At 65.6% G+C, this 23,071-nt stretch carries 25 protein-coding genes and 1 tRNA gene; 14 read left to right on the top strand and 12 right to left on the bottom strand.

The genetic code is table 11. From position 1 onward, the window contains the following. Positions 1-126: 126 nt before the first annotated feature. The 3 genes from mscL to AC5P8U_RS03485 all read right to left on the bottom strand — a co-directional run bounded on the left by mscL (position 127) and on the right by AC5P8U_RS03485 (position 1,659). Complete coding sequence (gene mscL / locus AC5P8U_RS03495; RefSeq protein ID WP_072167632.1) at positions 127-531, bottom strand: large-conductance mechanosensitive channel protein MscL; 405 nt, start codon at positions 529-531, stop codon at positions 127-129. A gap of 54 nt (positions 532-585) precedes the next feature. Beyond that, entirely contained in the window at positions 586-1,302 is a 717-nt protein-coding gene (locus AC5P8U_RS03490; protein WP_010481460.1) for a fumarylacetoacetate hydrolase family protein, read from the bottom strand. Positions 1,303-1,377: 75 nt separating this feature from the next. Then, positions 1,378-1,659, bottom strand: coding sequence for a hypothetical protein (locus tag AC5P8U_RS03485; protein WP_005410817.1), 282 nt, complete (start codon positions 1,657-1,659; stop codon positions 1,378-1,380). A gap of 178 nt (positions 1,660-1,837) precedes the next feature. Between AC5P8U_RS03485 and AC5P8U_RS03480 the strand changes: the two genes are divergently transcribed. Further along, positions 1,838-2,173, top strand: a complete 336-nt coding sequence (locus tag AC5P8U_RS03480; protein WP_072167633.1) for a Rieske (2Fe-2S) protein — start codon at positions 1,838-1,840, stop codon at positions 2,171-2,173. Between the two features lie 392 nt (positions 2,174-2,565). Here AC5P8U_RS03480 and AC5P8U_RS03475 read toward each other — a convergent pair whose 3' ends face one another. The 4 genes from AC5P8U_RS03475 to thiS all read right to left on the bottom strand — a co-directional run bounded on the left by AC5P8U_RS03475 (position 2,566) and on the right by thiS (position 6,323). Beyond that, positions 2,566-4,413, bottom strand: coding sequence for an SLC13 family permease (locus tag AC5P8U_RS03475; protein WP_005418803.1), 1,848 nt, complete (start codon positions 4,411-4,413; stop codon positions 2,566-2,568). 27 nt (positions 4,414-4,440) lie between these two features. Beyond that, positions 4,441-5,175, bottom strand: a complete 735-nt coding sequence (trmB, locus tag AC5P8U_RS03470) for a tRNA (guanosine(46)-N7)-methyltransferase TrmB (protein WP_053501092.1) — start codon at positions 5,173-5,175, stop codon at positions 4,441-4,443. Beyond that, a complete protein-coding gene (locus AC5P8U_RS03465) occupies positions 5,175-5,969 on the bottom strand; it encodes a thiazole synthase (protein WP_005418798.1) in 795 nt (264 codons plus the stop codon). The genes trmB and AC5P8U_RS03465 overlap by 1 nt, the downstream gene beginning before the upstream one ends. A 153-nt stretch (positions 5,970-6,122) precedes the next feature. Beyond that, complete coding sequence (thiS, locus tag AC5P8U_RS03460; RefSeq protein ID WP_005418796.1) at positions 6,123-6,323, bottom strand: sulfur carrier protein ThiS; 201 nt, start codon at positions 6,321-6,323, stop codon at positions 6,123-6,125. 207 nt (positions 6,324-6,530) lie between these two features. Between thiS and AC5P8U_RS03455 the strand changes: the two genes are divergently transcribed. After that, positions 6,531-8,384 (top strand): autotransporter domain-containing esterase, encoded by a 1,854-nt coding sequence (locus AC5P8U_RS03455; RefSeq protein WP_053501089.1) that lies wholly within the window; start codon positions 6,531-6,533, stop codon positions 8,382-8,384. 116 nt (positions 8,385-8,500) lie between these two features. After that, a tRNA-Gly gene (locus tag AC5P8U_RS03450) sits at positions 8,501-8,574 on the top strand. Positions 8,575-8,624: 50 nt separating this feature from the next. On the opposite strand, the gene AC5P8U_RS03445 is transcribed toward AC5P8U_RS03450, so the two are convergent. Beyond that, complete coding sequence (locus AC5P8U_RS03445; RefSeq protein ID WP_495213890.1) at positions 8,625-9,128, bottom strand: hypothetical protein; 504 nt, start codon at positions 9,126-9,128, stop codon at positions 8,625-8,627. Between the two features lie 145 nt (positions 9,129-9,273). Between AC5P8U_RS03445 and AC5P8U_RS03440 the strand changes: the two genes are divergently transcribed. The 8 genes from AC5P8U_RS03440 (at position 9,274) to AC5P8U_RS03405 (ending at position 15,460) form a co-directional block, all read left to right on the top strand. Beyond that, positions 9,274-9,516 (top strand): hypothetical protein, encoded by a 243-nt coding sequence (locus AC5P8U_RS03440; protein WP_111008110.1) that lies wholly within the window; start codon positions 9,274-9,276, stop codon positions 9,514-9,516. A 97-nt stretch (positions 9,517-9,613) separates the two neighbouring features. Further along, positions 9,614-10,492, top strand: a complete 879-nt coding sequence (gene rimK, locus AC5P8U_RS03435) for a 30S ribosomal protein S6--L-glutamate ligase (protein WP_005418651.1) — start codon at positions 9,614-9,616, stop codon at positions 10,490-10,492. A gap of 258 nt (positions 10,493-10,750) precedes the next feature. Beyond that, entirely contained in the window at positions 10,751-11,230 is a 480-nt protein-coding gene (locus AC5P8U_RS03430) for a hypothetical protein (RefSeq protein ID WP_111008109.1), read from the top strand. Between the two features lie 94 nt (positions 11,231-11,324). After that, a complete protein-coding gene (locus tag AC5P8U_RS03425; protein ID WP_111008108.1) occupies positions 11,325-11,795 on the top strand; it encodes a hypothetical protein in 471 nt (156 codons plus the stop codon). Between the two features lie 115 nt (positions 11,796-11,910). Continuing rightward, on the top strand, positions 11,911-12,372 hold the full coding sequence (locus tag AC5P8U_RS03420) for a hypothetical protein (protein ID WP_111008107.1): 462 nt from the start codon (positions 11,911-11,913) through the stop codon (positions 12,370-12,372). A gap of 162 nt (positions 12,373-12,534) precedes the next feature. Further along, positions 12,535-13,212, top strand: coding sequence for a response regulator transcription factor (locus tag AC5P8U_RS03415; RefSeq protein WP_005410804.1), 678 nt, complete (start codon positions 12,535-12,537; stop codon positions 13,210-13,212). Continuing rightward, complete coding sequence (locus tag AC5P8U_RS03410) at positions 13,175-14,545, top strand: sensor histidine kinase (RefSeq protein WP_061479297.1); 1,371 nt, start codon at positions 13,175-13,177, stop codon at positions 14,543-14,545. The genes AC5P8U_RS03415 and AC5P8U_RS03410 overlap by 38 nt, the downstream gene beginning before the upstream one ends. A gap of 528 nt (positions 14,546-15,073) precedes the next feature. Further along, positions 15,074-15,460 carry a hypothetical protein gene (locus tag AC5P8U_RS03405; RefSeq protein WP_072167640.1) on the top strand — a complete coding sequence of 129 codons (387 nt, stop codon included), beginning with the start codon at positions 15,074-15,076 and terminating at the stop codon, positions 15,458-15,460. A gap of 173 nt (positions 15,461-15,633) precedes the next feature. Here the strand turns inward: AC5P8U_RS03405 and coaE are convergent, their stop codons facing one another. From coaE to AC5P8U_RS03390, 3 genes are read right to left on the bottom strand one after another with little or no spacing between them, the layout of a single operon-like run. Next, positions 15,634-16,245: a dephospho-CoA kinase gene (coaE, locus tag AC5P8U_RS03400; RefSeq protein ID WP_188240664.1), complete on the bottom strand. Its 612-nt coding sequence runs from the start codon at positions 16,243-16,245 to the stop codon at positions 15,634-15,636. Between the two features lie 11 nt (positions 16,246-16,256). Next, the gene (locus AC5P8U_RS03395) at positions 16,257-17,120 is read right to left on the bottom strand and encodes a prepilin peptidase (RefSeq protein ID WP_005418626.1); all 864 of its coding nucleotides are present in this window, start codon (positions 17,118-17,120) and stop codon (positions 16,257-16,259) included. Between the two features lie 7 nt (positions 17,121-17,127). After that, positions 17,128-18,387, bottom strand: a complete 1,260-nt coding sequence (locus tag AC5P8U_RS03390; protein ID WP_111008105.1) for a type II secretion system F family protein — start codon at positions 18,385-18,387, stop codon at positions 17,128-17,130. Between the two features lie 354 nt (positions 18,388-18,741). Between AC5P8U_RS03390 and AC5P8U_RS03385 the strand changes: the two genes are divergently transcribed. The 3 genes from AC5P8U_RS03385 (at position 18,742) to pilB (ending at position 21,585) form a co-directional block, all read left to right on the top strand. Further along, positions 18,742-19,182 (top strand): pilin, encoded by a 441-nt coding sequence (locus AC5P8U_RS03385; RefSeq protein ID WP_111008104.1) that lies wholly within the window; start codon positions 18,742-18,744, stop codon positions 19,180-19,182. Positions 19,183-19,288: 106 nt separating this feature from the next. Further along, positions 19,289-19,702 carry a pilin gene (locus AC5P8U_RS03380; protein WP_065200572.1) on the top strand — a complete coding sequence of 138 codons (414 nt, stop codon included), beginning with the start codon at positions 19,289-19,291 and terminating at the stop codon, positions 19,700-19,702. Positions 19,703-19,854: 152 nt separating this feature from the next. Further along, positions 19,855-21,585 (top strand): type IV-A pilus assembly ATPase PilB, encoded by a 1,731-nt coding sequence (gene pilB / locus AC5P8U_RS03375; RefSeq protein ID WP_111008103.1) that lies wholly within the window; start codon positions 19,855-19,857, stop codon positions 21,583-21,585. Positions 21,586-21,680: 95 nt separating this feature from the next. Here pilB and AC5P8U_RS03370 read toward each other — a convergent pair whose 3' ends face one another. Continuing rightward, positions 21,681-23,054 (bottom strand): sigma-54-dependent transcriptional regulator, encoded by a 1,374-nt coding sequence (locus AC5P8U_RS03370; protein WP_072167645.1) that lies wholly within the window; start codon positions 23,052-23,054, stop codon positions 21,681-21,683. Positions 23,055-23,071: the final 17 nt, after the last annotated feature.

Genomic DNA, 23,071 nt, shown 5'->3' with positions numbered 1-23,071 from the left:
CCCCGCCGGGGCGGGGCTTTCGCCTGCTTCTGCAGAGCCGAGCCAATGCTCGGCTGCCTTTTGCAGATCAGCCGAGCGTGGGCTCGGCTCTACAGATGGGAGGGGCGCCCATAGGCGCCCGATACCTCATTTCTTCAGGCTGTCGCGGATCTCGCGCAGCAGCACCACTTCTTCGGCCGGCGCCGCCGGGGCAGCTTCCTTCTTGCGAGACAGCCGGTTGATCGCCTTGACCACGATGAAGATCGCGAAAGCCACGATCACGAACTGGATGACGGTGTTGATGAAGTCGCCGTAGCCAACCACCACCGCCGGGATCTCCTTGCCATCCGGTCCGATCCGGGCTGGCGACAACGTCCAGGCCAGGCTGGAGAAATCCACGCGCCCGATCAGGTAGCCCAGCGGCGGCATGATGATCTTCTCGACCAGCGCCGTCACGATCTTGCCGAAGGCCGCGCCGATCACCACGCCGACGGCGAGGTCGATGACGTTGCCGCGCATGGCGAATTCCTTGAACTCGGTGAGCATTCCCATTGTTGTTTTTCTCCGGTGGGGAAGTGGACAGCGCGCAGGGTAGCGCAGGTGATGTCAGCCGGCGATCACGCCGTGGCGCTCGGCCACGTTTTCAAGGCGGGCACTGAAGCGGTCGCCGGGCTTCAACGCAGCCACCCCGGACGGGGTGCCCATGAACACCAGGTCGCCGGCACGCAGCTGCCACAGCTTGGACAGCTCATGCAGGATCTCCGGTACGTTCCAGATCATCTGGTCGAGCAGTGCCTGCTGGCGCACTTCGCCGTTGACCTCCAGCGACAGGTTCAGCGCGGCGAGGTCGCCGACTTCCTCGGCGTGGACGATTTCGCTGATCGGCGCGGAGGCGTCGAAGCCCTTGGCCGCGTCCCACGGGTGGCCCTTGTCCTTGGCCGCGGCCTGCAGGTCGCGGCGGGTCAGGTCCAGGCCGACGGCGTAGCCATAGACCAGCGCATCGGCGTCGGCCACGGCCAGCTCGCCTGCGGGCGCATCGCGGCCGATCGCCACCACCAGTTCCACTTCGTGGTGCAGGTTGGCGGTTGCTGGCGGATAGGGGATGACATCGTCGTGGCCGACCACGATGGCGTCGGCCGGCTTGCTGAAGAACATCGGGCGGCCGCGGTCATCGGCCGCCGGCACCGCCGCGCCCATTTCGCGGGCGTGGTCGGCAAAATTGCGGCCGACGCAGTAGATGCGGTGCACAGGGAAGCTGCCGCCACCGGCTACCGGTACACGCGGCAGGGCTACGGCAGGGATCACATCGGAGACATCGGACATGCGGGCATCCAGGAAGGGCGTGCCCGCAGTCTAGAACGCATGGCGCCCGCCGTCAGCGGGTGCGGAAGGCCTGGATCAGCGCGAGGCCGGCAACACCGGCTTGCGCACCACGCGGTACTCGCCTTCAACCACGGTCGGGTCAACCGGACGCGCAACGCCCGGCTTGCGCGAGGCCAGCAGCTTCCACGCCAGGCCGACCAGGATCATCGCCGCGCCAACGAACACACCGATGAACACCATCGCCGCCAGGATCGCCAGGCCGAGCAGGCCAACGGCAACGCGCACCAGCGGGTGACGCGGCTTGCGCGGCGCGAACAGGGTGCGGAACTGGTTGAAGGCGGATGCGCGATTGAACATGGCGGCTCGATAGGCTGGGATCAGCGAAACCAAAGTATCGGGACGCGCCACTTTCATTGAGTGAAAAACTCGTTAAATATAGCCTGTGCTTATTACGGATCAATGACTTGTGTTCATGTCGCAGCCAGTCACCTGAGCAGGCATGCGACAATTCCGGTTTACCGTCCGAGCCTTCGCCATGACTATCGCTGCTGCCCTGATCGCCCTTGATGCCATTGCCGATGGCGCGTTTGCCGAGGTCGAAGCGGTGGTCGATGGCGATGCCGAATCGCTGCTGCTGTACCGCGACGGCGCGCAGGTGCGTGCGTTCCTGAACATCTGCCCGCACGCCGGCCGCCGCCTGGACTGGGCGCCGGGCCAGTTCCTGAAGAGCCGCGAGGGTCATCTGGTGTGTGCCGCGCATGGTGCCTCGTTCGCGCTGGACAGCGGCGACTGCATCGCCGGCCCCTGCAAGGGCGACCGGCTGCGCGCTGTGCCGGTGGACGTGCGCGACGGGCAGGTTTACCTGGCTTGAGGCCAGCTGGGGGTCGGATCCGTTTTCCGCAGGAAAACGGCTCTGACCCCATCAAGCCAGGAGCAGTCGAGCATGGCTCGACGCTACAAAAGGCATCCACGCATGGCGTGGATCTACGGTGTCGACCAAGGTCGACAGCTACCAGAGCGAGATCGGTGCCGACCAACGGTCGGCACCCACCACCAGCCGCGTGAAACTGTCGAAGGCGGGGTGGGTCCGGTTGCGGGGGCGTGAGCCGCATGGATGCGGCGACCGAGCTTACAGGGACGTACTTGCAGCGTCCCCCGCAACCGGACCCACCCCCGCCATCCCACGGAATGCACGCTGTTGCTGTTGCTGTTGCTTCGGCTTCTGCGGGTGCAGGGCGCAGCCCTGCCAACAAACCCCAACCCTCAGAACATCAGGTTGATCATCAGCACCACCACGCAGGTGTAGATCAGCGACAGTGGGCCGCCGACCCGCCACATCTCGCGCGGGGTGTAGTTGGCCGGGCCAGTGATCATCGAGATCACCGGGTTGGAGGCTGTCATCAGGTTGTTGGACGCCGACAGCGCCACGATCAGCGCGAACGCGGTCGGGTTGCCCCCCGCTGCCAGTGCCAGGTTCACCGCGATCGGCACCATCACGATGGTCGCACCCACATGGCTGATCACCAGCGAGAACGCCGTGGTCAGCAGCGCCAGCGCCACCTCCAGCACCCACACCGGAATGCCGGTCGGCAGCTTGTCGATGGTATGGCCGGCCACCCACGCGGCCGCGCCGCTGGAATCCATCGCCCAGCCAAGCGGAATCAGCCCGGCCATCATGAACACCGTCTTCCAGTTGATCGAGGCATACGCCTCGTCCATGCGCAGCACGCCGGTCAGCAGCATGCCGGCCACGCCGGTCATCAGCGTCAGCGCCACCGGCAGCTTGCTGGTCAGCGCGATCAGGATGGTCAGCGCGAAGATCGCCATCGCAATCTTGAACTTGTGCGGGCGCTGCTCGCCGGTCGGGTAGTCGGTCACGACCACGAAGTCGCGGCTGCGTGCGGCCTGCGCCAGGTCGGTCCAGATGCTGTGGAACACCAGCATGTCGCCGGCGCGCAGCTGCACGTCGCGCACGTCCTCGCGGATCACCTGCTTGTCGCGGTTGATCGCCAGCAGGCTGATGCCGCGCTCCTTGCGCAGGCGCAGATCGGCCGCACTCTTGCCGATCACGTTCGAGGTCGGTGGCACCACTGCCTCGGAAATGCCGGCGCGGCTGGGGTTGAACAGGTCACCCAGGTGCTTCAGGCGCGAGGACATGCGCAGGAACTGGTTCTGCGCGAAGTCGCTGATCTGCTGGCGTGGGCCCATCGCACCAAGCACGCTGCCGACCCAGATGCGCATCTCCGCCGGCGGTGCCAGGCGGGTGTCGTTGCCGGTCTTCAGGGCCAGCAGCAGCGGCGCATCGTGCAGGGTCTCGGCCTCGCCCAGGGTCATGCCCACCAGCGGGCTCTCGGCGGTCACCACCAGCTCGAACACATCGCCTTCGATGCCATAGGTCTTGGCGAAGTAGCTCTCGGTGCGCGCCGGGGTGACCCCGTCATTGACCAGGCTTTCCTCTTCGATCAGCTTGCGGTCGCCGTAGTAGCGGAAGTACAGCAACGAAGCGATCAGCAACGCCACACCGATGGGCAGCGGCGCGAACATGCGCAGCGGCTCGATGGTGGCCAGGCCGGAAGGCAGGTTGTTGTTGGCCGAGGCCAGCAGATCGTTCAGCAGGATCAGCGGCGAATTGCCGACCATGGTCAGCGCACCGCCCATCACGATCGCCGCCGAGATCGGCAGCAGCAGGCGCTGCATCGTCAGCCCGGTGCGCGCCGCCAGTCGCGAGGCGACCGGCAGATACAACGCCATCACCGACGGGTTCTGCATGAAGGACGAGTTCAGGCCGGCGATGGCGGTGGTCATCATCAGCAGCCGTTGCTCGACGCCGTGGCCGCGCCGCAGCAGCCAGGCCGCCAGCCGGTTCAGCGCCCCGGTGCGGTCCAGGCCCGCACCGAGGATGGTGGTGGCGATGATGCTCATCACCGCGTTACCGGAGAAACCGCCGAAGATCTCCTCCGGCGCGATCAGGCCGGTGACACCAAGCACCACCAGCACCACCAGCGCGACCACGTCGGCGCGGATGCGCTCGAACAGGAACATCGCCATCGTGAAGCCGACCAGCCCGAGCACGAGCTTCATGTCGTTGGTCAGCGTCAGCGCGGTATCCATGTGGGGCGCGGCGTCCTCAGGCGATCGTCAGGTGCGGTCGTACAACAGGTCCCAGACGCCGTGGCCGAGCTTCTGGCCGCGGGTCTCGAAGTGCGTCTGCGGGCGCCAGTCCGGGCGCGGCACGCTGCCCCGCGGGCCGGCGCGGTTGACCAGGCCGGCGGTGGCGTCGAGCACGTCCCACATCTGCTCGGCGTAGTCTTCCCAGTCGGTCGCGCAGTGCAGGCGGCCCCCCGGGCGCAGCTTGCGCACCAGCAGTTCGGCGAATGCCGGCTGCAGCAGGCGGCGCTTGTTGTGGCGCTTCTTGTGCCACGGGTCCGGGAAGTAGATGCGCACTTCATCGAGCGCGCCGTCGGCGATCTCGTTCTGCAGCACTTCCACCGCGTCGTGGTGGTACAGGCGCACGTGGTCGGCATTGTCCTCGGCCAGCGCGTTCAGCAGCCGGCCCACGCCCGGGGCGTGCACCTCGATGCCGATGTAGTCGCGCGATGGGTCGTGCTGGGCGGCGAAGCGCAGCGCGGCACCATTGCCGAAGCCGATCTCCAGCACCTTGTGTGCCGGGCGGCCGAAGGTGGCGTCCAGGTCACGCGGCTGGCCGTTGTAATCGATGCCGAAGCGCGGCCAGCGTTCGTCGAATGCGCGCTGCTGGGCGGGAGTGAAACGGCCCTGGCGCAACACGAAGCTGCGCACCTCGCGGCGGCCCTCGCTCACGGTGAAGGGCTTGGGCGGGGCCTTGGAACCGGCGCTGTCAAAAGGATTGGTCATCAGCCGATCAGCCCGTCCACCGGCGAGGAGGCGCTGGCGTAGCGCTTGCGCGGGATGCGCCCGGCCAGGAAGGCCTCGCGGCCGGCCTCGACCGCCTTGCGCATCGCGCTGGCCATCAGCACCGGGCTGCGCGCACCGGCAATGGCGGTGTTCATCAGCACGCCGTCGCAGCCCAGCTCCATCGCGATCGCCGCGTCCGACGCGGTACCCACGCCGGCATCAACGATGATCGGCACCTTGGCGTCTTCGATGATCTGCAGCAGGTTGTACTTGTTCTGGATGCCCAGGCCCGAACCGATCGGCGCGGCCAGCGGCATCACCGCAGCGCAGCCGATCTCTTCCAGGCGCTTGGCCAGGATCGGGTCGTCGGAGGTATAGACCATCACCTCGAAACCGTCCTTGACCAGCTGCTCGGCAGCCTTCAGGGTCTGCATCACGTCCGGGTACAGGGTCTTCTGGTCGCCCAACACTTCCAGCTTGGTCAGGTTGTGGCCGTCCAGCAGCTCACGGGCCAGGCGGCACGTACGCACGGCGTCCTCGGCGGTGTAGCAGCCGGCGGTGTTGGGCAGGATGGTGAAGCGCTCCGGCGGCAGCACGTCCAGCAGGTTCGGCTCGCCCGGGTTCTGCCCGATGTTGGTGCGGCGGATGGCCACGGTGACGATCTGGGCGCCAGCGGCCTCGGTGGCCAGGCGGGTTTCTTCCAGGTCCTTGAACTTGCCGGTGCCGGTCAGCAGCCGCGAGCCATAGGTCTTGCCGGCGATCACCAGCGAATCGGGGGAGACATGAACGTTCATGGCGCGATTATCGCTTATCCGCCTGAAGATGGGGTCACGCAATGGCGTGCCGGCCGCGGATCGGTATGGGTAGTGCCGGCCGCTGGCCGGCAAATGCAGGGTGCCTGACAGCGTCGGATTGCTGGCCAGCGGCCAGCACTGCGCGGATAGGTCTCAGCCCCCACCCAGCGCGTGCACGATCTCCACCACGTCGCCTTCGGCCAGCACGTGCTCGCCGTGGCGGCTGCGGCTGACGATCTCGCCGTTGACCTCGACCGCGACCCGGCGTTGCAGCAGCTGCTCTGCCTGCAGCAGATCGTGGAGGGTCGCCGAGGCGGGCAGGGTACGGGGTTCGCCGTTGAGCTGGATGTTCATCGCCGCATTGTCGCCTATGGCCTTCGCGGATCGGAACCCTTGCAAATTGCCTCGGCCGCCAGCCCCGGCACAGCGTTGTCCGACGCTGCCGGGCGACAATCCATGCGGCGGCGCAGCGTGAGCAAAAGGCGGCGCAGTGAAACCATTCACCGTGCGCCGGCGTACGTCCGCCGGGTCCTCAACGATATCCCCACAGGAGTTTCTTACATGCTGCTCAGCAAACGCCCGATCCGCTCCCTGATGGCGGCCGCGATCGCGCTGGCCGCGGTTCCGGCCATGGCAGGCGAATCCCCGTATTCCAAGGCCGTGTTCTTCGGCGACAGCCTGACCGACGCCGGCTATTTCCGCCCGCTGCTGCCGGCCGATGTGCGTCCGGTCACCGGCCAGTTCACCACCAACCCGGGTTGGGTGTGGTCGCAGCAGGTCGCCAACTACTATGGCCTCAATGGCGCCGCCAACGGCAACGGCCAGAGCGGTGACAACTATGCAGTCGGCGGTGCCCGCGTGTCGGTGGACGAGGCCGGTGGCCTGGGCGTGATTCCGTCGCTGAAGTCGCAAGCAACCCGCTACCTTGCTGCGAACGGTGGCAAGGCCGACGGCAACGCCCTGTACACCGTATGGGGAGGCGCCAATGATCTGTTCGCGGCCACCCGTGCGGCGGCAGGTGGCGCGTCGCAGGCCCAGGTGCAGGGCATCATCGGCGCAGCGGTCACCGACCAGATCGCGCTGGTGGGTGCGCTGAAGCAGGCCGGCGCCCAGTACGTGCTGGTACCGAACCTGCCGGATGTGGGCATCACCCCACAGTTCCGCGGCCCCAATGCCGCCGCCGCCACCGCACTGTCGGCCGGCTACAACAAGGCCCTGTACGGTGGCCTGAAGCAGGCGGGCATCGAGTTCATTCCGCTCGATACCTTCAGCATCCTGCGTGAAGTGACCGCCAACCCGGGCATGTACGGTTTCACCAACGTCACCAGCACCGCCTGCAAGATCGATCCGGCCAACTCGACGCAGAGCATCCTGACCTGCAACCCGACCAGCTACGTCAGCCCGGATGCGGCCAACACCTACCTGTTCGCCGATGGCGTGCACCCGACCACCGCCGGCCATCAGCTGCTGGGCCAGTACGCAGTCTCGGTGCTGGAAGCGCCGCGCCTGCAGCAGGTGCTGAGCCACTCGGCGCAGACCATCGGCCGCTCGCGCGCCGATCAGGTCAGCATGCACCTGGGCGGTCGTCCGGCTGACGGCCTGTCCTGGTGGGGTGGCGTGCGGGGCGACCTGCAGCGCTACGACCACGCCGACCTGTACGACGGGCTGGCCCCGGCCGGCCTGTTCGGTATCGACTGGGCACGCGACGGCATGGTGTTCGGCGGCTTCGCCGGTTTCGGTCGCCTCAACGCCGACTTCGGCAACAACCGCGGCGACTTCACCCAGAAGGACACCTCGGCCGGTCTGTTCGCTGGCTGGTACGGCGACCGCATCTGGGTGAACGGTCAGGTCAGCTACACCTGGCTGTCCTATGACGTGAACCGCAAGGTCCAGCTGGGCCCGGCCACCCGTGAGCATGGTGGTTCGCCGGACGGCAGCAACCTGACCGCCGCCCTGAACGCCGGTTACGAGTTCGGCACCGAAGGCGGCTTCCGCCACGGCCCGATCGCTTCGGTGATCTGGCAGAAGGTGAAGATCGACGGTTACACCGAAAGCGCCGCGGCCGGCACCCTGGCCACTGCACTGGGCTATGACCGCCAGAACGTCGATTCGACCGTCGGCCGCATTGGCTGGCAGGCCCGCTTCGATGGCGGCACCCTCAAGCCGTATGCGCAGGTGACCTACGACCACGAGTTCGAGGACACCAAGCAGGCCAGCGCCTGGCTGCAGACCCTGCCGGAACTGGGCAGCTACCGCGTGCCGGGCCTGAAGTTCGACAAGAACTACGCCACCGTCGTGCTGGGTGCCCGCACCGAACTGTTCGGCCTGCAGAGCAACTTCGGCCTGAGCGCGTCGACCGGCCAGAAGCGCGCGCAGGACGCCACCCTGTTCGCCAACTTCAGCGGCACGTTCTAAGCAGCAACCGCCGGGGTCGGATCCCTTTCCGCAAGGAAAGGGCTCTGACCCCTCGCGGATGCGGTAGCCGCCATTGCGCAACACCGGGCCAACCGCATAGACTTTCACCGCGCACTGCGGGCGTAGCTCAATGGTAGAGCTGTAGCTTCCCAAGCTACTGACGTGGGTTCGATTCCCATCGCCCGCTCCATCCTTCAAGACCGCGTCGCGTTTCCGCCGCGCAGGTTCCTTCAGACCGCCTCAGTACGCCGCGAACACCGCGGCCAACGCGTCCGCGTCCAGCACGCGTCCCTGGGCGCGATCATGCGTGTGCAGGTACCAGACCTCGTCCGGCTCCAAGTGCCGTGTCAGGTGCCACTGGTTTTCCCGGGCCAGAATATCCACCCGTCCCTGGCAGCCGAAGCAGAAGCGGGCCAGAGGCTTGATCGCGGCGGCCTTGCCATTGACGTTCAGGGTCAGTGCGGGGGCCGCGTAGGTTTTCAGTTCCCCGGATGACGGATTCTCGGTGATGGTGACCGTGTCCCGACGTAGCGTGGCCACCTTCGCCTGCACCAACGGTTGCAGCCACAGTTCGAGGGTGTCGAACAGCACATGCAGCGATTGGATCCAGTCCTGGTACTGCTTTTCGATGGCGGCGGCCCTGGCCTGCTCCGCGTGTGCGGATTGCTGCAGCTTCTGTGCAAGTCGCTCCATTTTCGACATCGGGATTTCCGCTTTGGGAGGAGCTTCCATGGTGATCGGCACGCTCGCCTGCTTCCAGCCGAAAGCGACATTTTCGTAGAACTCCTAGAGGCGCTGCGGAGGGGCGCGTAACGCTTCAAACTTTTCCCATGGGCGGGCCGGCACTGAGCAGCTAGCGTGAGCGGATACTGATCAGGAGCTGCCTTCCATGAACTGCCGGAACGACGTCGTCGAGCGCATCCATCGGATCTTTCTTTCAGCCGGCGTCGGCTCGAACAAGCAGCTTGAGGCCGTGCGCGCGCTCGGGCGTGCCGGTGGTCCCAAGGCCGCGAAACTGCTCGAGCAGATCTACCAGCAGGCGTTCAGCAATTCTGCCCTGCAGATGGCCTGCGTGGCGGCGCTGGGCGAAGCGGCCCGTGGCTTCCAGGTCAGTGCTGAACGGGACAGCTGAAGCTTCATCCACAACGTTCGAGATCGTCGGCGACGGGCATCATCCGCCCGCCACACGCCCGCGCTATGCTGCGCGCCTGCCGACCGATCCCTCCGCGATGAAGCTCGCCATCCTGTCCCGCAACAGCTCCCTGTATTCCACCCGTCGGCTGGTCGAGGCGGCGCGCGCGCGCGGCCATACCGTGCGCATCCTCGACCCGTTGCGCTGCTACATGCGCATCGCCGCCGATGGCTTTTCCATGCACTACAAGGGCCGGCCGATGACCGGCGTGGACATGGTCATTCCGCGCATCGGTGCCTCGATCACCCGCTACGGCACCGCCGTGCTGCGCCAGTTCGAGCTGATGGGCGCGCGCACGCCCAATCCGTCCGATGCCATCCTGCGTTCGCGCGACAAGCTGCGCGCGCACCAGCTGCTGGCGGCCAAGGGCATCGACATGCCGGTCACCGTGTTCGGCGACAACCCCGATGACACCGTCGATCTGCTGTCCATGCTCGGCCCGCCGCCGCATGTGGTGAAGCTCAATGAAGGCACCCAGGGTCGCGGCGTGATCCTGACCGAAAAGGCCAGTGCCTCGCGCGGCATCGTCGAAGCGCTGCGCGGCCTGTACGCCAACTTCCTGATGCAGGAATTCATCGGCGAGGCCAAGGGCGCCGACCTGCGCTGCTTCGTGGTGGGCGACCAGGTGGTGGCGTCGATGCAGCGGCAGGCACCGGAGGGTGACTTCCGCTCCAACCTGCACGCCGGCGGCACCGCCGTGGCGGCCAAGGCCAGTCGCGCCGAGCAGCAGGTGGCGGTGCGTTCGGCCAAGGCGCTGGGCCTGTCGGTGTGCGGCGTGGACCTGATCCGCTCCGCGCGCGGCCCGCTGGTGCTGGAGGTCAACTCCACGCCCGGGTTGGAAGGCATCGAAGCGGCCTGCGGGGTCGACGTGGCCACACGCATCATCGAACACGTAGAGAAGATCAAAAAACCCTGATTATTCATGGGGTTGTGATTCTCATGGGTAAATGATCCGGGGCTTTAACGAGGCTTTAATCGGCCCCGGCGTAGGCTTCAGCGAACCGCAGCTCTGCCTCTCAGCAGGATCGGTATCGGGATACGACTTCAGGCCCAGGCGGGTGCACCGTCTGGGCCTTTTTTATGCATGTCGGCTCTGTGCCCAAGGTCTCTTGTGGAGGCCGCGTGACGGTCGTAGAGTTGGCCCTTCGTTCCGGGATGGATCGGGAGGTTGGCGATGTACCGCATCATGACGATCGCGTTGCTGCTGGGCCTGTCTGGCGCTGTTGCCGCCAAGCCGGAGAAAGTCGCTGTACAGATGGACCGGCAGGGGTCGGTCGCCGAGCAGATGCGCCGGGTGGAAACCGCGCTGGCTGCCCCCGACTATGCCGAACTGTCTGCCGAGGATCGCGGCCAGGTGCAGCAGGCGCTGTCGCGTATCCGCCAGCACATGGGCGAACGCCAGACCGTGCAGGAGCTGCCGCCGCAGTTGCAGGCCGAGGTCTTCAACGAGCAGGAACGCATCAACACCCTGATGGCGCGTGGCCATGACGACAGCCGGCAGATCTGCAGGTACCAACGCACCACCGGCAGCAACATGCCCAAGAGCCGCTGCCTGACCGTGGCCGAACGGCGCCGGATCGAAGAGAAAGGCAAGGCGCTGATCAACGACCAGCGCAGCTACAACACGCTCAGCCCACCGCCCGCCGGGCGTTGACCGCACCGCCTTTCGGTCCACCGGGGTGCCGTAACGGCGTATCGGTGGCACCGCAGGGCCGATGTTCCACTCATGGAAGAACCTGGAGGTAACAATGCAGCGCATGACCCCCTTCGCCCTGATGCTGGGCCTGGCACTGGCCACCACCGCGCACGCCAAGCCCGAGAAAGGGCAGGTGAGGTTCGACGCCAACGCACCGGTGGCCGAACAGATCCGCAACGTTGAAACGGCGATCAACACCGAGGACTACAGCGAGATCGGTCTGGAAGACAAAAGCCGCGTGCAGCAGGCGCTGGGCCGCATCAAGATCAAGATGGGCGACCACGAACGGGTGGAGCAGTTGAGCCCACAGGACCGCACCGAGATATTCAACGACCAGGAAGTGATCAACACGATCATGACCCGCGCCCACGCCGACAGTCGCATGGTCTGCCGCCGCGAGCGCACCACCGGCAGCAACATGCCGCAGAGCGTCTGCCTGACCGTGGCCCAGCGCCGCAAGGCGCAGGAAGACAGCCGCAAGACGCTCAACGACAACCAGCGCTTCAACAACTACAAGCCGTAACCGTGGTTGGGCCGGTCGCAGGCCGCCATCGGTCACCCTGCCGTGCGTCCCTTGTGGACGCATCGGCGCAACCGTAAAGTCGAGACCCTATTCATGGACGAACATGGAGCTCGTCATGTACCGCGCCACTACGCTCGCCCTGATGCTGTCGCTCGGCCTGGTGGCCACCGTGCAGGCCAAGGCGCAGAAGGACACCGTGCAGATGGATTCCTTCACCCCGGTATCCGAACAGATCCGCCGCGTTGAAACGGCCATGGGCAGCGAGGACTACAGCGTGATCGGGCTGGAGGACAAGAGCCGCGTGCAGCAGGCGCTGAACCGGATCCGGATCAAGATGAATGGCCGCGAGAAGGTGGAAGAGCTGGTCCCGCAGGAGCGCAACGACCTGTTCAACGAGCAGGAGATCGTCAACACCATCATGACCCGCGCCCAGGCCGACAGCCGCATGATCTGCCGCCGCGAGCGCCTGACCGGCAGCAACATGCCGACCAGCGTCTGCCTGACCGTGGCCCAGCGTCGCAAGGCCCAGGAAGACAGCCGCCAGGCGTTGACCGACCAGCAGCGCATCAGCCGCTGACCCGCCGCCGCAGGGGCCTTGCCCGGTGTCGCCCCGTCGGTACGAAATGTTAAGAATGGAACCTGTATCGTTCAGCAGGTAGACGTCGCGTCCACCCGCGCAGGGGCATCCTGAGCAGGTGGGCCTGGCCCCCCGACGACCCTTCAAGAACCAGAGGTCCCAGTGCGCATTCTCGTAATCGAAGACAACAGCGACATCGCCGCCAACCTTGGCGACTACCTTGAGGATCGTGGCCACACCGTGGACTTCGCCGCCGACGGCGTGACCGGCTTGCACCTGGCGGTGGTCCACGAGTTCGACGCCATCGTTCTGGACCTGAACCTGCCGGGCATGGACGGCATTGAAGTCTGCCGCAAGCTGCGCAACGAAGCGCGCAAGCAGACCCCCGTACTGATGCTGACCGCCCGCGACTCGCTGGACAACAAGCTGGCCGGTTTCGATTCCGGCGCCGACGACTACCTGATCAAGCCGTTCGCGCTGCAGGAAGTGGAAGTGCGCTTGAACGCGCTGTCGCGCCGCGGCAAGGGCGTGCAGACCCGCGTGCTGGAAACCGGCGATCTGGAATACAACCTGGACACGCTGGAAGTGCGCCGCCAGGGCAAGCTGCTGCAGCTCAACCCGACCGCGCTGAAGATCCTGCAGGCCCTGATGGAGGCCGCGCCGGCCGTGGTTACCCGCCAGGAACTGGAAACCCGCGTCTGGGGCGAAGAGCTGCCCGATTCGGATTCGCTGCGTGTCCACATCCACGGCCTGCGTGCGGTGGTCGACAAGCCGTTTGAAGTGCCGCTGATCCAGACCCGCCATGGCATCGGATACCGCATCGCCACCCCGGAAGCCTGATTCCGTGGCAACCAAGGGGGAGCGCCGGCGTTCGCCGTATCGGCGGCGCCTGCGCAGCCGCATCATCGTCTCGTTCGTGTTGTTGGGCTTCTGCCTGACGACACTGTTCGCGTTCGCCACCAACTGGGCCCGCATGCGCGTGGAAAACCAGCTGGTGGAAGACGTGATGAACCGCAACATCAACGAGTACGTGCGGCGGTTCTACGAGAGCCCGGATCGCAACCCCGACTTGCCCGTGCAGCAGATGCGTGCGCGCCTCGTCAAACCCGACAAGTTCGAGGCGTTGCGCGAGGAAGAGCCGGACTGGGCTGCGCTGCCCGATGGCAATCACAACATCTCTGGCGTGGACGAGCGCGGGCAACCGTATGCGTACAAGCTGGCCGTGCGCAAAACACCCGACGCCTGGGCGTTCCTGGCCTACGACATGACCGACAGCGTGCGCGGTGGGCAGCAGCTCAACCGCGCGCTGGTACTGTCGGTGCTGGTGTTCAGCCTGCTGTCGCTGGTGCTGGGCTGGTGGTCGGCCTCGAAGGTGATGAAGCCGGTCTCGGACCTGGCCGCGCGGCTGCGTGCCTATCGCGGCGGCACGAGCGAGCCCGAGCCGCTGGCGCCACGTTTCCCCGATGACGAAGTGGGGCAGCTGGCGCAGGCGCTGGATGATTATTCGTCGCGGCTGACCGAAGTGGTGCAGCGCGACCGTGAGTTCAATGCCGACGTCAGCCACGAGCTGCGCACGCCGCTGGCGGTGATACGTGGCGCCACCGAGCTGCTGCTGACCCGGCCCGGCCTGGATGAGAAGGTGCTGCAGCGTCTGCAGCGCATCCAGCGCGCCGAACAGCAGTGCAGCGACCTGATCGGCGCACTGCTGCTGCTGTCGCGCAACGAACGCGGGCAGGGCACCAGTAACGTCGCCCGCGTAGCCGAACAGCTGCTGGACGCCCACCGTGCACAGCTGGGCGGCAAGCCATTGGAACTGGCACTGGAAGGCGAGCGCAACCTGGTGATCGATGCGCCGGAAGCCGCGTTGTCGGTGGCGCTGGGCAACCTGATCGGCAACGCGGTGAAGTACTCGCAGGATGGCGAAGTGCGCGTCTTTGTCGGCAGCAATTCGGTGTCGGTGACCGACAGCGGACCGGGGCTGAGCGAAGAGGATGCCGCCAAGCTGTTCCAGCGGGGCTATCGCGGCACGCATGCCGGCCATTCGCAGGGCGGTGGCATCGGCCTGTCGATCGTCAGCCGCCTGTGCGATCTGTATGGCTGGCAGGTGAGCGTGCGCCCCGGTGGCGAGCGCGGCGTGATCGCCACCCTGACATTCTCGCCGAAGCCGTTGTAAGGAGCTTTACTTTGGTGGGTGCTCCACTGAGCCGAGCCCGCGCTCGGCTGCGGTGGCTTCCCGGAGCCGAGCATTGGCTCGGCTCTACACCGGGTTCGTGTTGCGCCCTGTGTCGCTTGTGCCATCAAATTAACTTCGCAGTCGTGATGCGCCAGAAGCCCAACACGACATCACCGTGATCGCCGCCACGCCGCGTGCGTGTCCGCATGCACGCATTCGTACCCTCAACTGCGGCTTGAGAATTTCCTTACAGATCACAGCGCTGCGTGATGGCCAGATGGGTCGGCCGGGGCAGGTGCCCTGGCCGGGATTGGCGTCCTGAAAAAAATCCAACATTCAGCAATCTTCAACTGACCCTCGGTCAGTCGTCGAAAATGCACCGCGTGCCTTGCTTCGGCGGGCGGTGCGTGGGGATTCATCAGAATCCGCTGGAGTCTTTTTGCTGAATGTCGGACCTCCGGTACGCCAACCCGCACCGTCCGCCACCTTGCATCCGCAGGTGGCTCGTCGTCTGCGAGGAGATTCACCATGTCCGCACGCCCCTTGTTCCCCCAGCTGCACGCCCTGATCGGCGAAGCCGCTGACCTGCTGCCCGCCGACGTCGCCGAGCGCATCGAAACCCTGCTCGATGATCCCAAGGATCTGCTGCCCGCGCTGCTGGCCCGCATGGACGGGCGCGATGCAGCCGACGGTCGACGGCTGGAAGCGGAGGGACTGAGCCCGGCACAGGCGGCCACCATGGCCGGCCTCAGCCGCACCCTGGCCGGCTTGAATGCACTCATGCAGGTGCTGCACGCCGCCGAAGCCGCCCGCGAGCAGGGCGGTGCCCATCAGCAGCTCAGCCCGGATGTCGTAGATGGATTGCTGCTTGGCGCACGAGAACTGGCCCGTTATGCCCGCCTGCAGCTGGAGTAGGCCCACGCCATGCGTGGATGCAGAACACTTTGTAGAGCCGAGCCCATGCTCGGCTTGATGATCGCAGCCGAGCATGGGCTCGGCTCTGCAGCAATTCCACGCTGGCGCCGGGCAGATCGCCGCAATGCGTGGATGCGCTCCGGTAGTGCCGGCCGCTGGCCGGCAACCAGGCCTCAACCCCCAGCCAACCCCAGATAGCGCTCATGCAGCGCTTCCACCTGCGCCTGCAGGTCTTCCGGGTGGCCATCGTTGACCACCACATCATCGGCCAGTGCCAACCGCTGCGCGCGGCTGGCCTGGGCGGCGATCATCTTGTCGGCCAGCGCGGCGTCGATGCCGTCGCGCTGCATCAGCCGGGCGTGCTGCACCGCTTCGGGTGCATCCACGAGCAATACCCGGTCCAGCCACGGGTAGGCCTGCCGCCCGCCGACCTCGGTCAGCAGCGGAATGGCGGCAATCGCATAGGGGCTGGCGGCCTGCGCGCACTGCTGTTGCATCAGCAGGCGGATGGCCGGGTGGGTGATCGCTTCCAGTGCGGCCCGTTCGGCCGGATCGGCGAATACGTGGGCACGCAAGCGCGCCCGGTCAAGGCTGCCATCCGCCTGCAGCATGTCGGCGCCGAAGCGCTCGGCGATGCGGCCCAGGGCAGGGCTGCCGGCAGCAACCACCGCGCGGGCGGCCAGATCGGCGTCGGCCACCACGATGCCCAGCGCCTCGAAGCGCCGGGTCACCTCGCTCTTGCCGGCGGCAATGCCGCCGGTCAGGCCCACCACGTACCGGCTCATGGGGATTCCCCTCAGCGCAGTCCGCTCAACACCAGGTACTGCTCGACCACGGGCGCGCCCCACATGAAGTACAGCCAGCCTGCGATGGCCAGGTAGGGGCCGAACGGAATGGGCGTGGCGCGGTCACGGCCCCGGGTGTACAGCCAGATCGAACCGATGATGGCGCCCAGCACCGACGACAGCAGGATGATCGGCAGGATGCCCTTCAGCCCGCACCAGGCGCCGAGGGCGGCCAGCAGCTTGAAATCGCCGTGGCCCATGCCTTCCTTGCCGGTCAGCTGCTTGAATAGCCACCAGACCATCCACAGCGACAGATAGCCCACCGCCGCGCCGACCAAGGCAGGCTTGGCCGGCATATACAGGTTGTCGATGTTGCCTATCAGGCCCAGCCACATCAGTGGCAGGGTCAACTGGTCGGGCAGCAGCTGGGTGCGCAGGTCGATGCCGGACAGGGCGATCAGGAAGCAGGTCAGCACGATGGCGCCGAAGCCCTGCCAGCCGAAGCCGAACTGCCAGACGCAGGCCAGAACCAGCACTGAAGTCAGGGCCTCGACCAGCGGGTACTGCAGCGAGATTGGCGCCTTGCAGTGGCGGCACTTGCCGCCCTGGATGATCCAGCTGAACAGCGGGATGTTCTCGTACCAGCTCAGCTTGTGCTTGCAGTGCGGGCAGTGCGAGGGCTCGACCACGATCCCCGGTGGCGGGGGCTCGTAGAAGTCCGGTTCTTCCAGGACCTCGCGCGCATCGCGCTTCCACTGCCACTCCAGCCGCTTGGGCAGGCGCAGGATGACGACGTTGAGGAAACTGCCCAGCAGCAGCCCCAGGGCGGCCGCGGCGGGGTAGCCGAGGCCGGGATGCTGGTCGAGAAATGCCATGTATGTGTTATCCGACGACGGCGCCGAGTTTGAAGATGGGAAGGTACATGCCGATGACGATGCCGCCAACGATGGTACCGATGAAGACCATGATCATCGGTTCGAGCAGGCTGCTCAAGGCATCCACGGCATTGTTGACCTCCTGCTCATAATACTCGGCAACCTTGAACAGCATGGTGTCGAGAGCGCCGGCCTCTTCGCCGATGCCGGTCATCTGGATGACCATGTGCGGGAACAGATTGCGTTGCTTCATGGCCATATTGACCGGGTAGCCCACCGAGACGTCGTCGCGCATGCGCAGTACGGCCTCTTCGTAGACCTTGTTGCCAGTAGCGCCAGCCACGATACCCAGGGCCTCCACCAGCGGCACGCCCGCCCTGAAGGTAACCGCAGTGGTGCGAGCGAAACGTGCGATGGCGCTATTGTTGATGATCTGCCCGATCACCGGCACTTTCAGGATCAGCCTGTCAAACGTGTGCTGCATGCCGGGCGAGCGCTTGTAGGCCATGAACAGGCCGACTCCACCGCCGACGAGGATGATCAGGATCGCCCACCACCAAGACAGCATGAAGCGCGATGCGGCGACGATCATTTGCGTGAATGCAGGCAGGTCCGCGCCAAAGCTCTTGAAGACCTCCTCGAACTGGGGGACCACGAACATCAGCAGAATGGCCGAAACGACAAACGCCACCAGGATGATCATGGCAGGGTAGAACATCGCCTTCTTGATCTTGCCCTTCAAGGCTTCCATGTTCTCCTTGTACGTCGCTACCGTATCAAGGACTGTTTCCAGTACGCCGGCGCCTTCGCCGGCGCGGACCAGATTGCGGTACAGCTCGTCGAACTGCACAGGATGCTTGCCGATGGACTCGTACAGCGAAGAGCCTCCCTCGATGTCCGTCCGGATGGTGTCCACCATCTTTTTCATGCGCGGATTCTTGTGGCCGCTGCCGATGATTTCCAGCGCCGAGACGATCGGCACACCGGACTTCATCATGGTGGCCATCTGACGGCTGAAGAAGGCAATGTCCTTGGGCTTTACTGCGCTGCCTGCGGCACCAAACAAGGGTTTGGGCTTGGTCTTGACCTGGCTGGGATTGATACCTTGACGGCGTAGTTCCGCCCTGAGGAGATTGGCGTTCTTCGCCAACTGCTCACCTTTCATCTTCACTCCCCGCTTGTCGGTCCCCTCCCAGACAAACGGCTGCAGTTCCATGGTGCTACGCGCCACGGGTTCTTTCTTGATCGCACTGCGACTGACGGACATGTTGGCTCCCCAAGACCCGCCATCCCCAGGCGGGCAACTAGTCGTCGATGGTAGCCGGTTCAGGGCCATCTGGGCAGTTGGCGCGCGGCCGGATGTGCGATTTCGTGCCGGACGCCGGCCAAAGGTGACGCACTGCGTCACATTGCCGCGTCCATCGCAGATTCGCATTCAGGGGGTTCCCATCCGTGAAATAGCTGCCATCATGGGCGCGGGGAAATCCAGGGGGAGGCGTGCCGGGGTTGGCACGCAACCTGCGTTGATCCACCCGCAGGGGACAGGGACCGCTCAACCGACCGCTGGCCGGACCGAACCTGTCCGCTGAATCAACCATCACTATCTTGGGGATGTACCAAAATGAAGAACCAGAAGGGCTTCACCCTTATCGAACTGATGATCGTCGTCGCGATCATTGCCATCCTGGCTGCCATCGCTCTGCCTGCCTACCAGGACTACACCATTCGCGCCAAGGTGTCGGAAGGCCTGGTCCAGGCTGACGCAGCCAAGCTGGCTGTCGCTGAGACCGCCCAGTCCCAGGGTATCCTCGCCACGGCCGTTGCCGATGCTGCTGCAGCCGGTTACGTGAGCAAGGCGACCACGAATGTTGCCAGCATTGGCATCGCCAATGGCGTCATCACTGTGACCACCCAGGCTACGGGTGCGAAGGTCCAGCCGATCTTGACCCTGACCCCGGCGCAGGCCGATCTGGATTCGCCGATCACCTGGACCTGCAACCTGTCGGCTGGTGAAGCCAAGCACGTGCCGGCCAGCTGCCGTACGGCCGCTAAGAAGCCGTAATTTCACCGGCTGAGCAGTGCTGATGAGGCCCCGCTTGCGCGGGGCCTTTTTTATGCAGGCGTGTGATTCGGACTACTTCTCAGGAAATGGGGGCCTAGGAGGAGTGATGAAACGGGAAACCGGATTTTCGTTGATCGAGCTCATGGTTGTGATATCGATCATTGCCATCCTGGCGGCTGTTGCACTGGTCTCCTATCGCGACTACACCGTGAGGGCACGGGTATCTGAAGGCATCCTGTTAACGGCACCCTTCAAGATCGCGGTCGAGGAGAATATTGTGGACCATGGAAGACTCGACGCACGTGCTTGCGCAGACGTCCGGCCCTTGGATGTGGCTACCGGGAATGTCGCTGCTCTTCAGTGCGAGGGGGACGGCGTTCTGAGTATTCGGACGACAGAAGCAGCAGGCGGCGTTTCCCTCGATCTGGTGCCGTCCGTCAACGGAGACGGATTGCTGGTCTGGATCTGCAGGGTCAAGGCGGGCAGCCGCCGGCACGTGCCAGCGGTTTGCCGCACGTAGTGAATTGGTTGACGGTGTGCGATCGGGGGGGGGGGCGCTGTTGGCATGGGCGCACAAGCGGACAGATGTCCGCTGAATACGGTTGACCGCGCTGGCGCTTCCCCGCGCAACGCGCCTTCGGTAACCTGCGCGGGGGAGTAGGAGCTACATACATGAATGCCGTAACCACCGCCAACCTCGTCGGCATCACCGGCCTGGCCCGCCGCCTCGTCCAGGACAGCGCCCTGGATGAGGCCGCCGCCCGCGACGCCATGGCCAAGGCCGCAGCCGCTCGCCAGCCGCTGCCGACCTGGTTCGCTCAGAACAAGCTGGTTAGCGCTGCGCAGCTTGCCGCCGCGAATTCGGTCGAGTTCGGCATGCCGCTGTTCGACGTGTCCACGTTCGACGCCAGCCAGAACGCGATGAGCCTGGTCAGCGAAGAGCTGCTGCGCAAGCACAACGTGCTGCCGCTGTTCAAGCGCGGCGGCAAGCTGTTCGTGGGTACCAGCAACCCGACCCATTCGCTGGACGAGATCAAGTTCCACACCAACCTGGTGGTGGAACCGATCCTGGTGGATGAGGACCAGATCCGCCGCACGCTCGAGCAGTGGCATGCCAGCCATGACACGCTGGGCGACGCGCTGGGCGGTGACGACGATGGCATTGGTAACCTGGATGTGTCCGGCGGTGACGAGGACATTTCCGGGGGCGGCGACGCCGGCATCGATGCCAAGGGCGATGACACCCCGGTGGTGAAGTTCGTCAACAAGGTGCTGGTGGACGCGATCCGCAAGGGCGCCTCGGACATCCACTTCGAGCCCTATGAAGACGACTACCGCGTGCGCTTGCGCATCGATGGCCTGCTGAAGATGGTCGCGCGCGCGCCGGTGAAGCTGAACCAGCGCATCGCCGCACGCCTGAAGGTGATGGCGCAGCTGGACATCGCCGAGAAGCGCGTACCGCAGGACGGACGCATCAAGCTCAATCTGTCCAAGACCAAGCAGATCGACTTCCGCGTGAGTACGCTGCCGACCCTGTTCGGCGAGAAGGTGGTGCTGCGTATCCTGGACGGCAGCGCTGCCAAGCTGGGCATCGACAAGCTGGGTTACGAGCCGGACCAGCAGAAGCTGTTCCTGGAAGCCATCCACAAGCCGTACGGCATGGTGCTGGTGACCGGCCCAACCGGTTCGGGCAAGACGGTGTCGCTGTACACCGCGCTGGGTATCCTCAACGACGAGACGCGCAACATCTCCACCGCCGAAGACCCGGTGGAAATCCGCCTGCCCGGCGTCAACCAGGTGCAGCAGAACAACAAGCGCGGCATGACCTTCGCCGCGGCCCTGCGCTCGTTCCTGCGACAGGATCCGGACATCATCATGGTCGGCGAAATCCGCGACCTGGAAACGGCCGAGATCGCGATCAAGGCGGCGCAGACCGGCCACATGGTGCTGTCCACGCTGCACACCAACGATGCGCCGCAGACCATCGCGCGCCTGATGAACATGGGCATCGCGCCGTACAACATCACCAGCTCGGTGACGCTGGTGATCGCCCAGCGCCTGGCGCGCCGGCTGTGCAACAACTGCAAGCGCCCGGCCAATCTGCCCGAGCATGCGCTGCTGGCCGAAGGCTTCACCCAGGCGCAGCTGGACGCGGGTATCGAACTGTACGAAGCGGTCGGCTGTGATGAGTGCACCGAGGGCTACAAGGGCCGTACCGGTATCTACCAGGTGATGCCGATGACCGACGAGATCGCCACGATCGTGCTGGCTGGCGGCAATGCGTTGCAGATTGCCGAGGCCGCACAGCAGATCGGGGTGAACGATCTGCGCCAGTCGGCGTTGAAGAAGGCTGCTGCGGGCATCACCAGCCTGGCCGAGATCAACCGCGTTACCAAGGATTGAGGTCGATCCACGCCATGCGTGGATGCCGCGATGCATGAGGTTGCCGGCCAGCGGCCGGCACTACCAGGTTGGCGGGCCCGCGTCGGGCCCTGTCCTTACTCCATCCCCAGCTTCTTCAGCTTGTAACGCAGCGCGCGGAAGGTAATGCCGAGCTGCGCGGCGGTGCGGGTCTTGTTCCAGCGGTTTTCTTCCAGCGCGCGCTGGATGGCGCTGCGCTCGAGCTGTTCGATGTACGAGGGCAGGGCGGCGCTGCCGGGCTGCAGGTCCACCACGGCCTCGGCGTGCGCTGCGCTGCCGGGCGTGCGCGGGGCATGCTGCGGCAGGCGCAGGTCGTCGGCGCCGATGCGGTCTTCTTCGGCCAGGGCCAGCGCGCGTTCCAGGATGTTCTCCAGTTCGCGCACGTTGCCGGGGAAGGCGTACTGGGCCAGTGCATCCAATGCCGACGGCGCCAGCAACGGCGTCGGGCGGCCGTGGCTGCGGGCCAGCCGTGCCAGCACCGACGCGGCCAGTTCCGGCAGGTCCTGGCGACGCTCGCGCAGCGGCGGCACCCTCAGCTCAATCACGTTGATGCGGTAGTAGAGGTCGTGGCGGAAGCGCCCGTCCTCGACCAGCTCGGCCAGGTCCTTGTGGGTGGCCGAGAGGATGCGCACGTCCACCGGCTCTTCGTTGGCGGCGCCGACCGCGCGCACCGACTTTTCCTGGATCGCGCGCAGCAGCTTCACCTGCATCTGCAGGGGCAGCTCGGCCACTTCGTCCAGGAACAGGGTGCCGCCATGCGCGGCCTGGAACAGCCCGGGCTTGTCGGCGTGGGCGCCGCTGAAGCTGCCCTTGCGGTGGCCGAAGAATTCGCTCTCCATCAGCTCGCCGGGAATGGCACCGCAGTTGACCGGTACGAACGGGCCGGCCGCGCGGGCGCCCTGGGCGTGGATGGTGCGTGCGACCAGTTCCTTGCCCACGCCGGATTCACCGAGGATGTAGACCGGCGCCTGGCTGCGCGCGACCTTGCCGATGGTGGTGCGCAGCACGTCCATGGCCGGCGAGTCGCCGAGCAGTCGCGCCCCTTGTTCGGCGGCAGGGCCGGGCACGGGCCGCTCGGTGTTGTTGAGTTCCAGCGCGTGCTTGACCAGGCCACGCAGCACGGCGATGTCCACCGGCTTGCTGACGAAATCGAAGGCGCCGGCCTTCAGCGCTTCCACCGCCAGGTCCATGCTGCCAAAGGCAGTGATCATCGCCACCGGCGTGCGCGGGTAGTGCTGGGCGATCTCGCTGACCAGCTCGATGCCGTTGCCGTCCGGCAGGCGCATGTCGGTGATGCACAGGTCGTACGGATTGCTGGCCAGCAGTTCGCGCGCTTCGGCAAGGTTGGCTGCGGTACTGATGCGCAGCCCCATGCGGCCGAGCGTCAGTACCAGCAGTTCGCGGATGTCGCGTTCGTCGTCGACGACGAGGGCGCTGCGGGTTTCGTTCATGGGCGTGAAAGATAAAC

The organism is Stenotrophomonas sp. YJH_SMC_81 (genome assembly GCF_059370875.1).
This window is presented reverse-complemented; position numbering and strand designations above follow the sequence as displayed.

What these genes read in the sequence shown, in the direction of transcription:
- mscL (WP_072167632.1), bottom strand. Translation starts at nt 531, where the DNA reads ATGGGAATGCTCACCGAGTTCAAGGAATTCGCCATGCGCGGCAACGTC.
- AC5P8U_RS03490 (WP_010481460.1), bottom strand. Translation starts at nt 1,302, where the DNA reads ATGTCCGATGTCTCCGATGTGATCCCTGCCGTAGCCCTGCCGCGTGTA.
- AC5P8U_RS03485 (WP_005410817.1), bottom strand. Translation starts at nt 1,659, where the DNA reads ATGTTCAATCGCGCATCCGCCTTCAACCAGTTCCGCACCCTGTTCGCG.
- AC5P8U_RS03480 (WP_072167633.1), top strand. Translation starts at nt 1,838, where the DNA reads ATGACTATCGCTGCTGCCCTGATCGCCCTTGATGCCATTGCCGATGGC.
- AC5P8U_RS03475 (WP_005418803.1), bottom strand. Translation starts at nt 4,413, where the DNA reads ATGGATACCGCGCTGACGCTGACCAACGACATGAAGCTCGTGCTCGGG.
- trmB (WP_053501092.1), bottom strand. Translation starts at nt 5,175, where the DNA reads ATGACCAATCCTTTTGACAGCGCCGGTTCCAAGGCCCCGCCCAAGCCC.
- AC5P8U_RS03465 (WP_005418798.1), bottom strand. Translation starts at nt 5,969, where the DNA reads ATGAACGTTCATGTCTCCCCCGATTCGCTGGTGATCGCCGGCAAGACC.
- thiS (WP_005418796.1), bottom strand. Translation starts at nt 6,323, where the DNA reads ATGAACATCCAGCTCAACGGCGAACCCCGTACCCTGCCCGCCTCGGCG.
- AC5P8U_RS03455 (WP_053501089.1), top strand. Translation starts at nt 6,531, where the DNA reads ATGCTGCTCAGCAAACGCCCGATCCGCTCCCTGATGGCGGCCGCGATC.
- AC5P8U_RS03440 (WP_111008110.1), top strand. Translation starts at nt 9,274, where the DNA reads ATGAACTGCCGGAACGACGTCGTCGAGCGCATCCATCGGATCTTTCTT.
- rimK (WP_005418651.1), top strand. Translation starts at nt 9,614, where the DNA reads ATGAAGCTCGCCATCCTGTCCCGCAACAGCTCCCTGTATTCCACCCGT.
- AC5P8U_RS03430 (WP_111008109.1), top strand. Translation starts at nt 10,751, where the DNA reads ATGTACCGCATCATGACGATCGCGTTGCTGCTGGGCCTGTCTGGCGCT.
- AC5P8U_RS03425 (WP_111008108.1), top strand. Translation starts at nt 11,325, where the DNA reads ATGCAGCGCATGACCCCCTTCGCCCTGATGCTGGGCCTGGCACTGGCC.
- AC5P8U_RS03420 (WP_111008107.1), top strand. Translation starts at nt 11,911, where the DNA reads ATGTACCGCGCCACTACGCTCGCCCTGATGCTGTCGCTCGGCCTGGTG.
- AC5P8U_RS03410 (WP_061479297.1), top strand. Translation starts at nt 13,175, where the DNA reads ATGGCATCGGATACCGCATCGCCACCCCGGAAGCCTGATTCCGTGGCA.
- AC5P8U_RS03405 (WP_072167640.1), top strand. Translation starts at nt 15,074, where the DNA reads ATGTCCGCACGCCCCTTGTTCCCCCAGCTGCACGCCCTGATCGGCGAA.
- coaE (WP_188240664.1), bottom strand. Translation starts at nt 16,245, where the DNA reads ATGAGCCGGTACGTGGTGGGCCTGACCGGCGGCATTGCCGCCGGCAAG.
- AC5P8U_RS03395 (WP_005418626.1), bottom strand. Translation starts at nt 17,120, where the DNA reads ATGGCATTTCTCGACCAGCATCCCGGCCTCGGCTACCCCGCCGCGGCC.
- AC5P8U_RS03390 (WP_111008105.1), bottom strand. Translation starts at nt 18,387, where the DNA reads ATGTCCGTCAGTCGCAGTGCGATCAAGAAAGAACCCGTGGCGCGTAGC.
- AC5P8U_RS03385 (WP_111008104.1), top strand. Translation starts at nt 18,742, where the DNA reads ATGAAGAACCAGAAGGGCTTCACCCTTATCGAACTGATGATCGTCGTC.
- AC5P8U_RS03380 (WP_065200572.1), top strand. Translation starts at nt 19,289, where the DNA reads ATGAAACGGGAAACCGGATTTTCGTTGATCGAGCTCATGGTTGTGATA.
- pilB (WP_111008103.1), top strand. Translation starts at nt 19,855, where the DNA reads ATGAATGCCGTAACCACCGCCAACCTCGTCGGCATCACCGGCCTGGCC.
- AC5P8U_RS03370 (WP_072167645.1), bottom strand. Translation starts at nt 23,054, where the DNA reads ATGAACGAAACCCGCAGCGCCCTCGTCGTCGACGACGAACGCGACATC.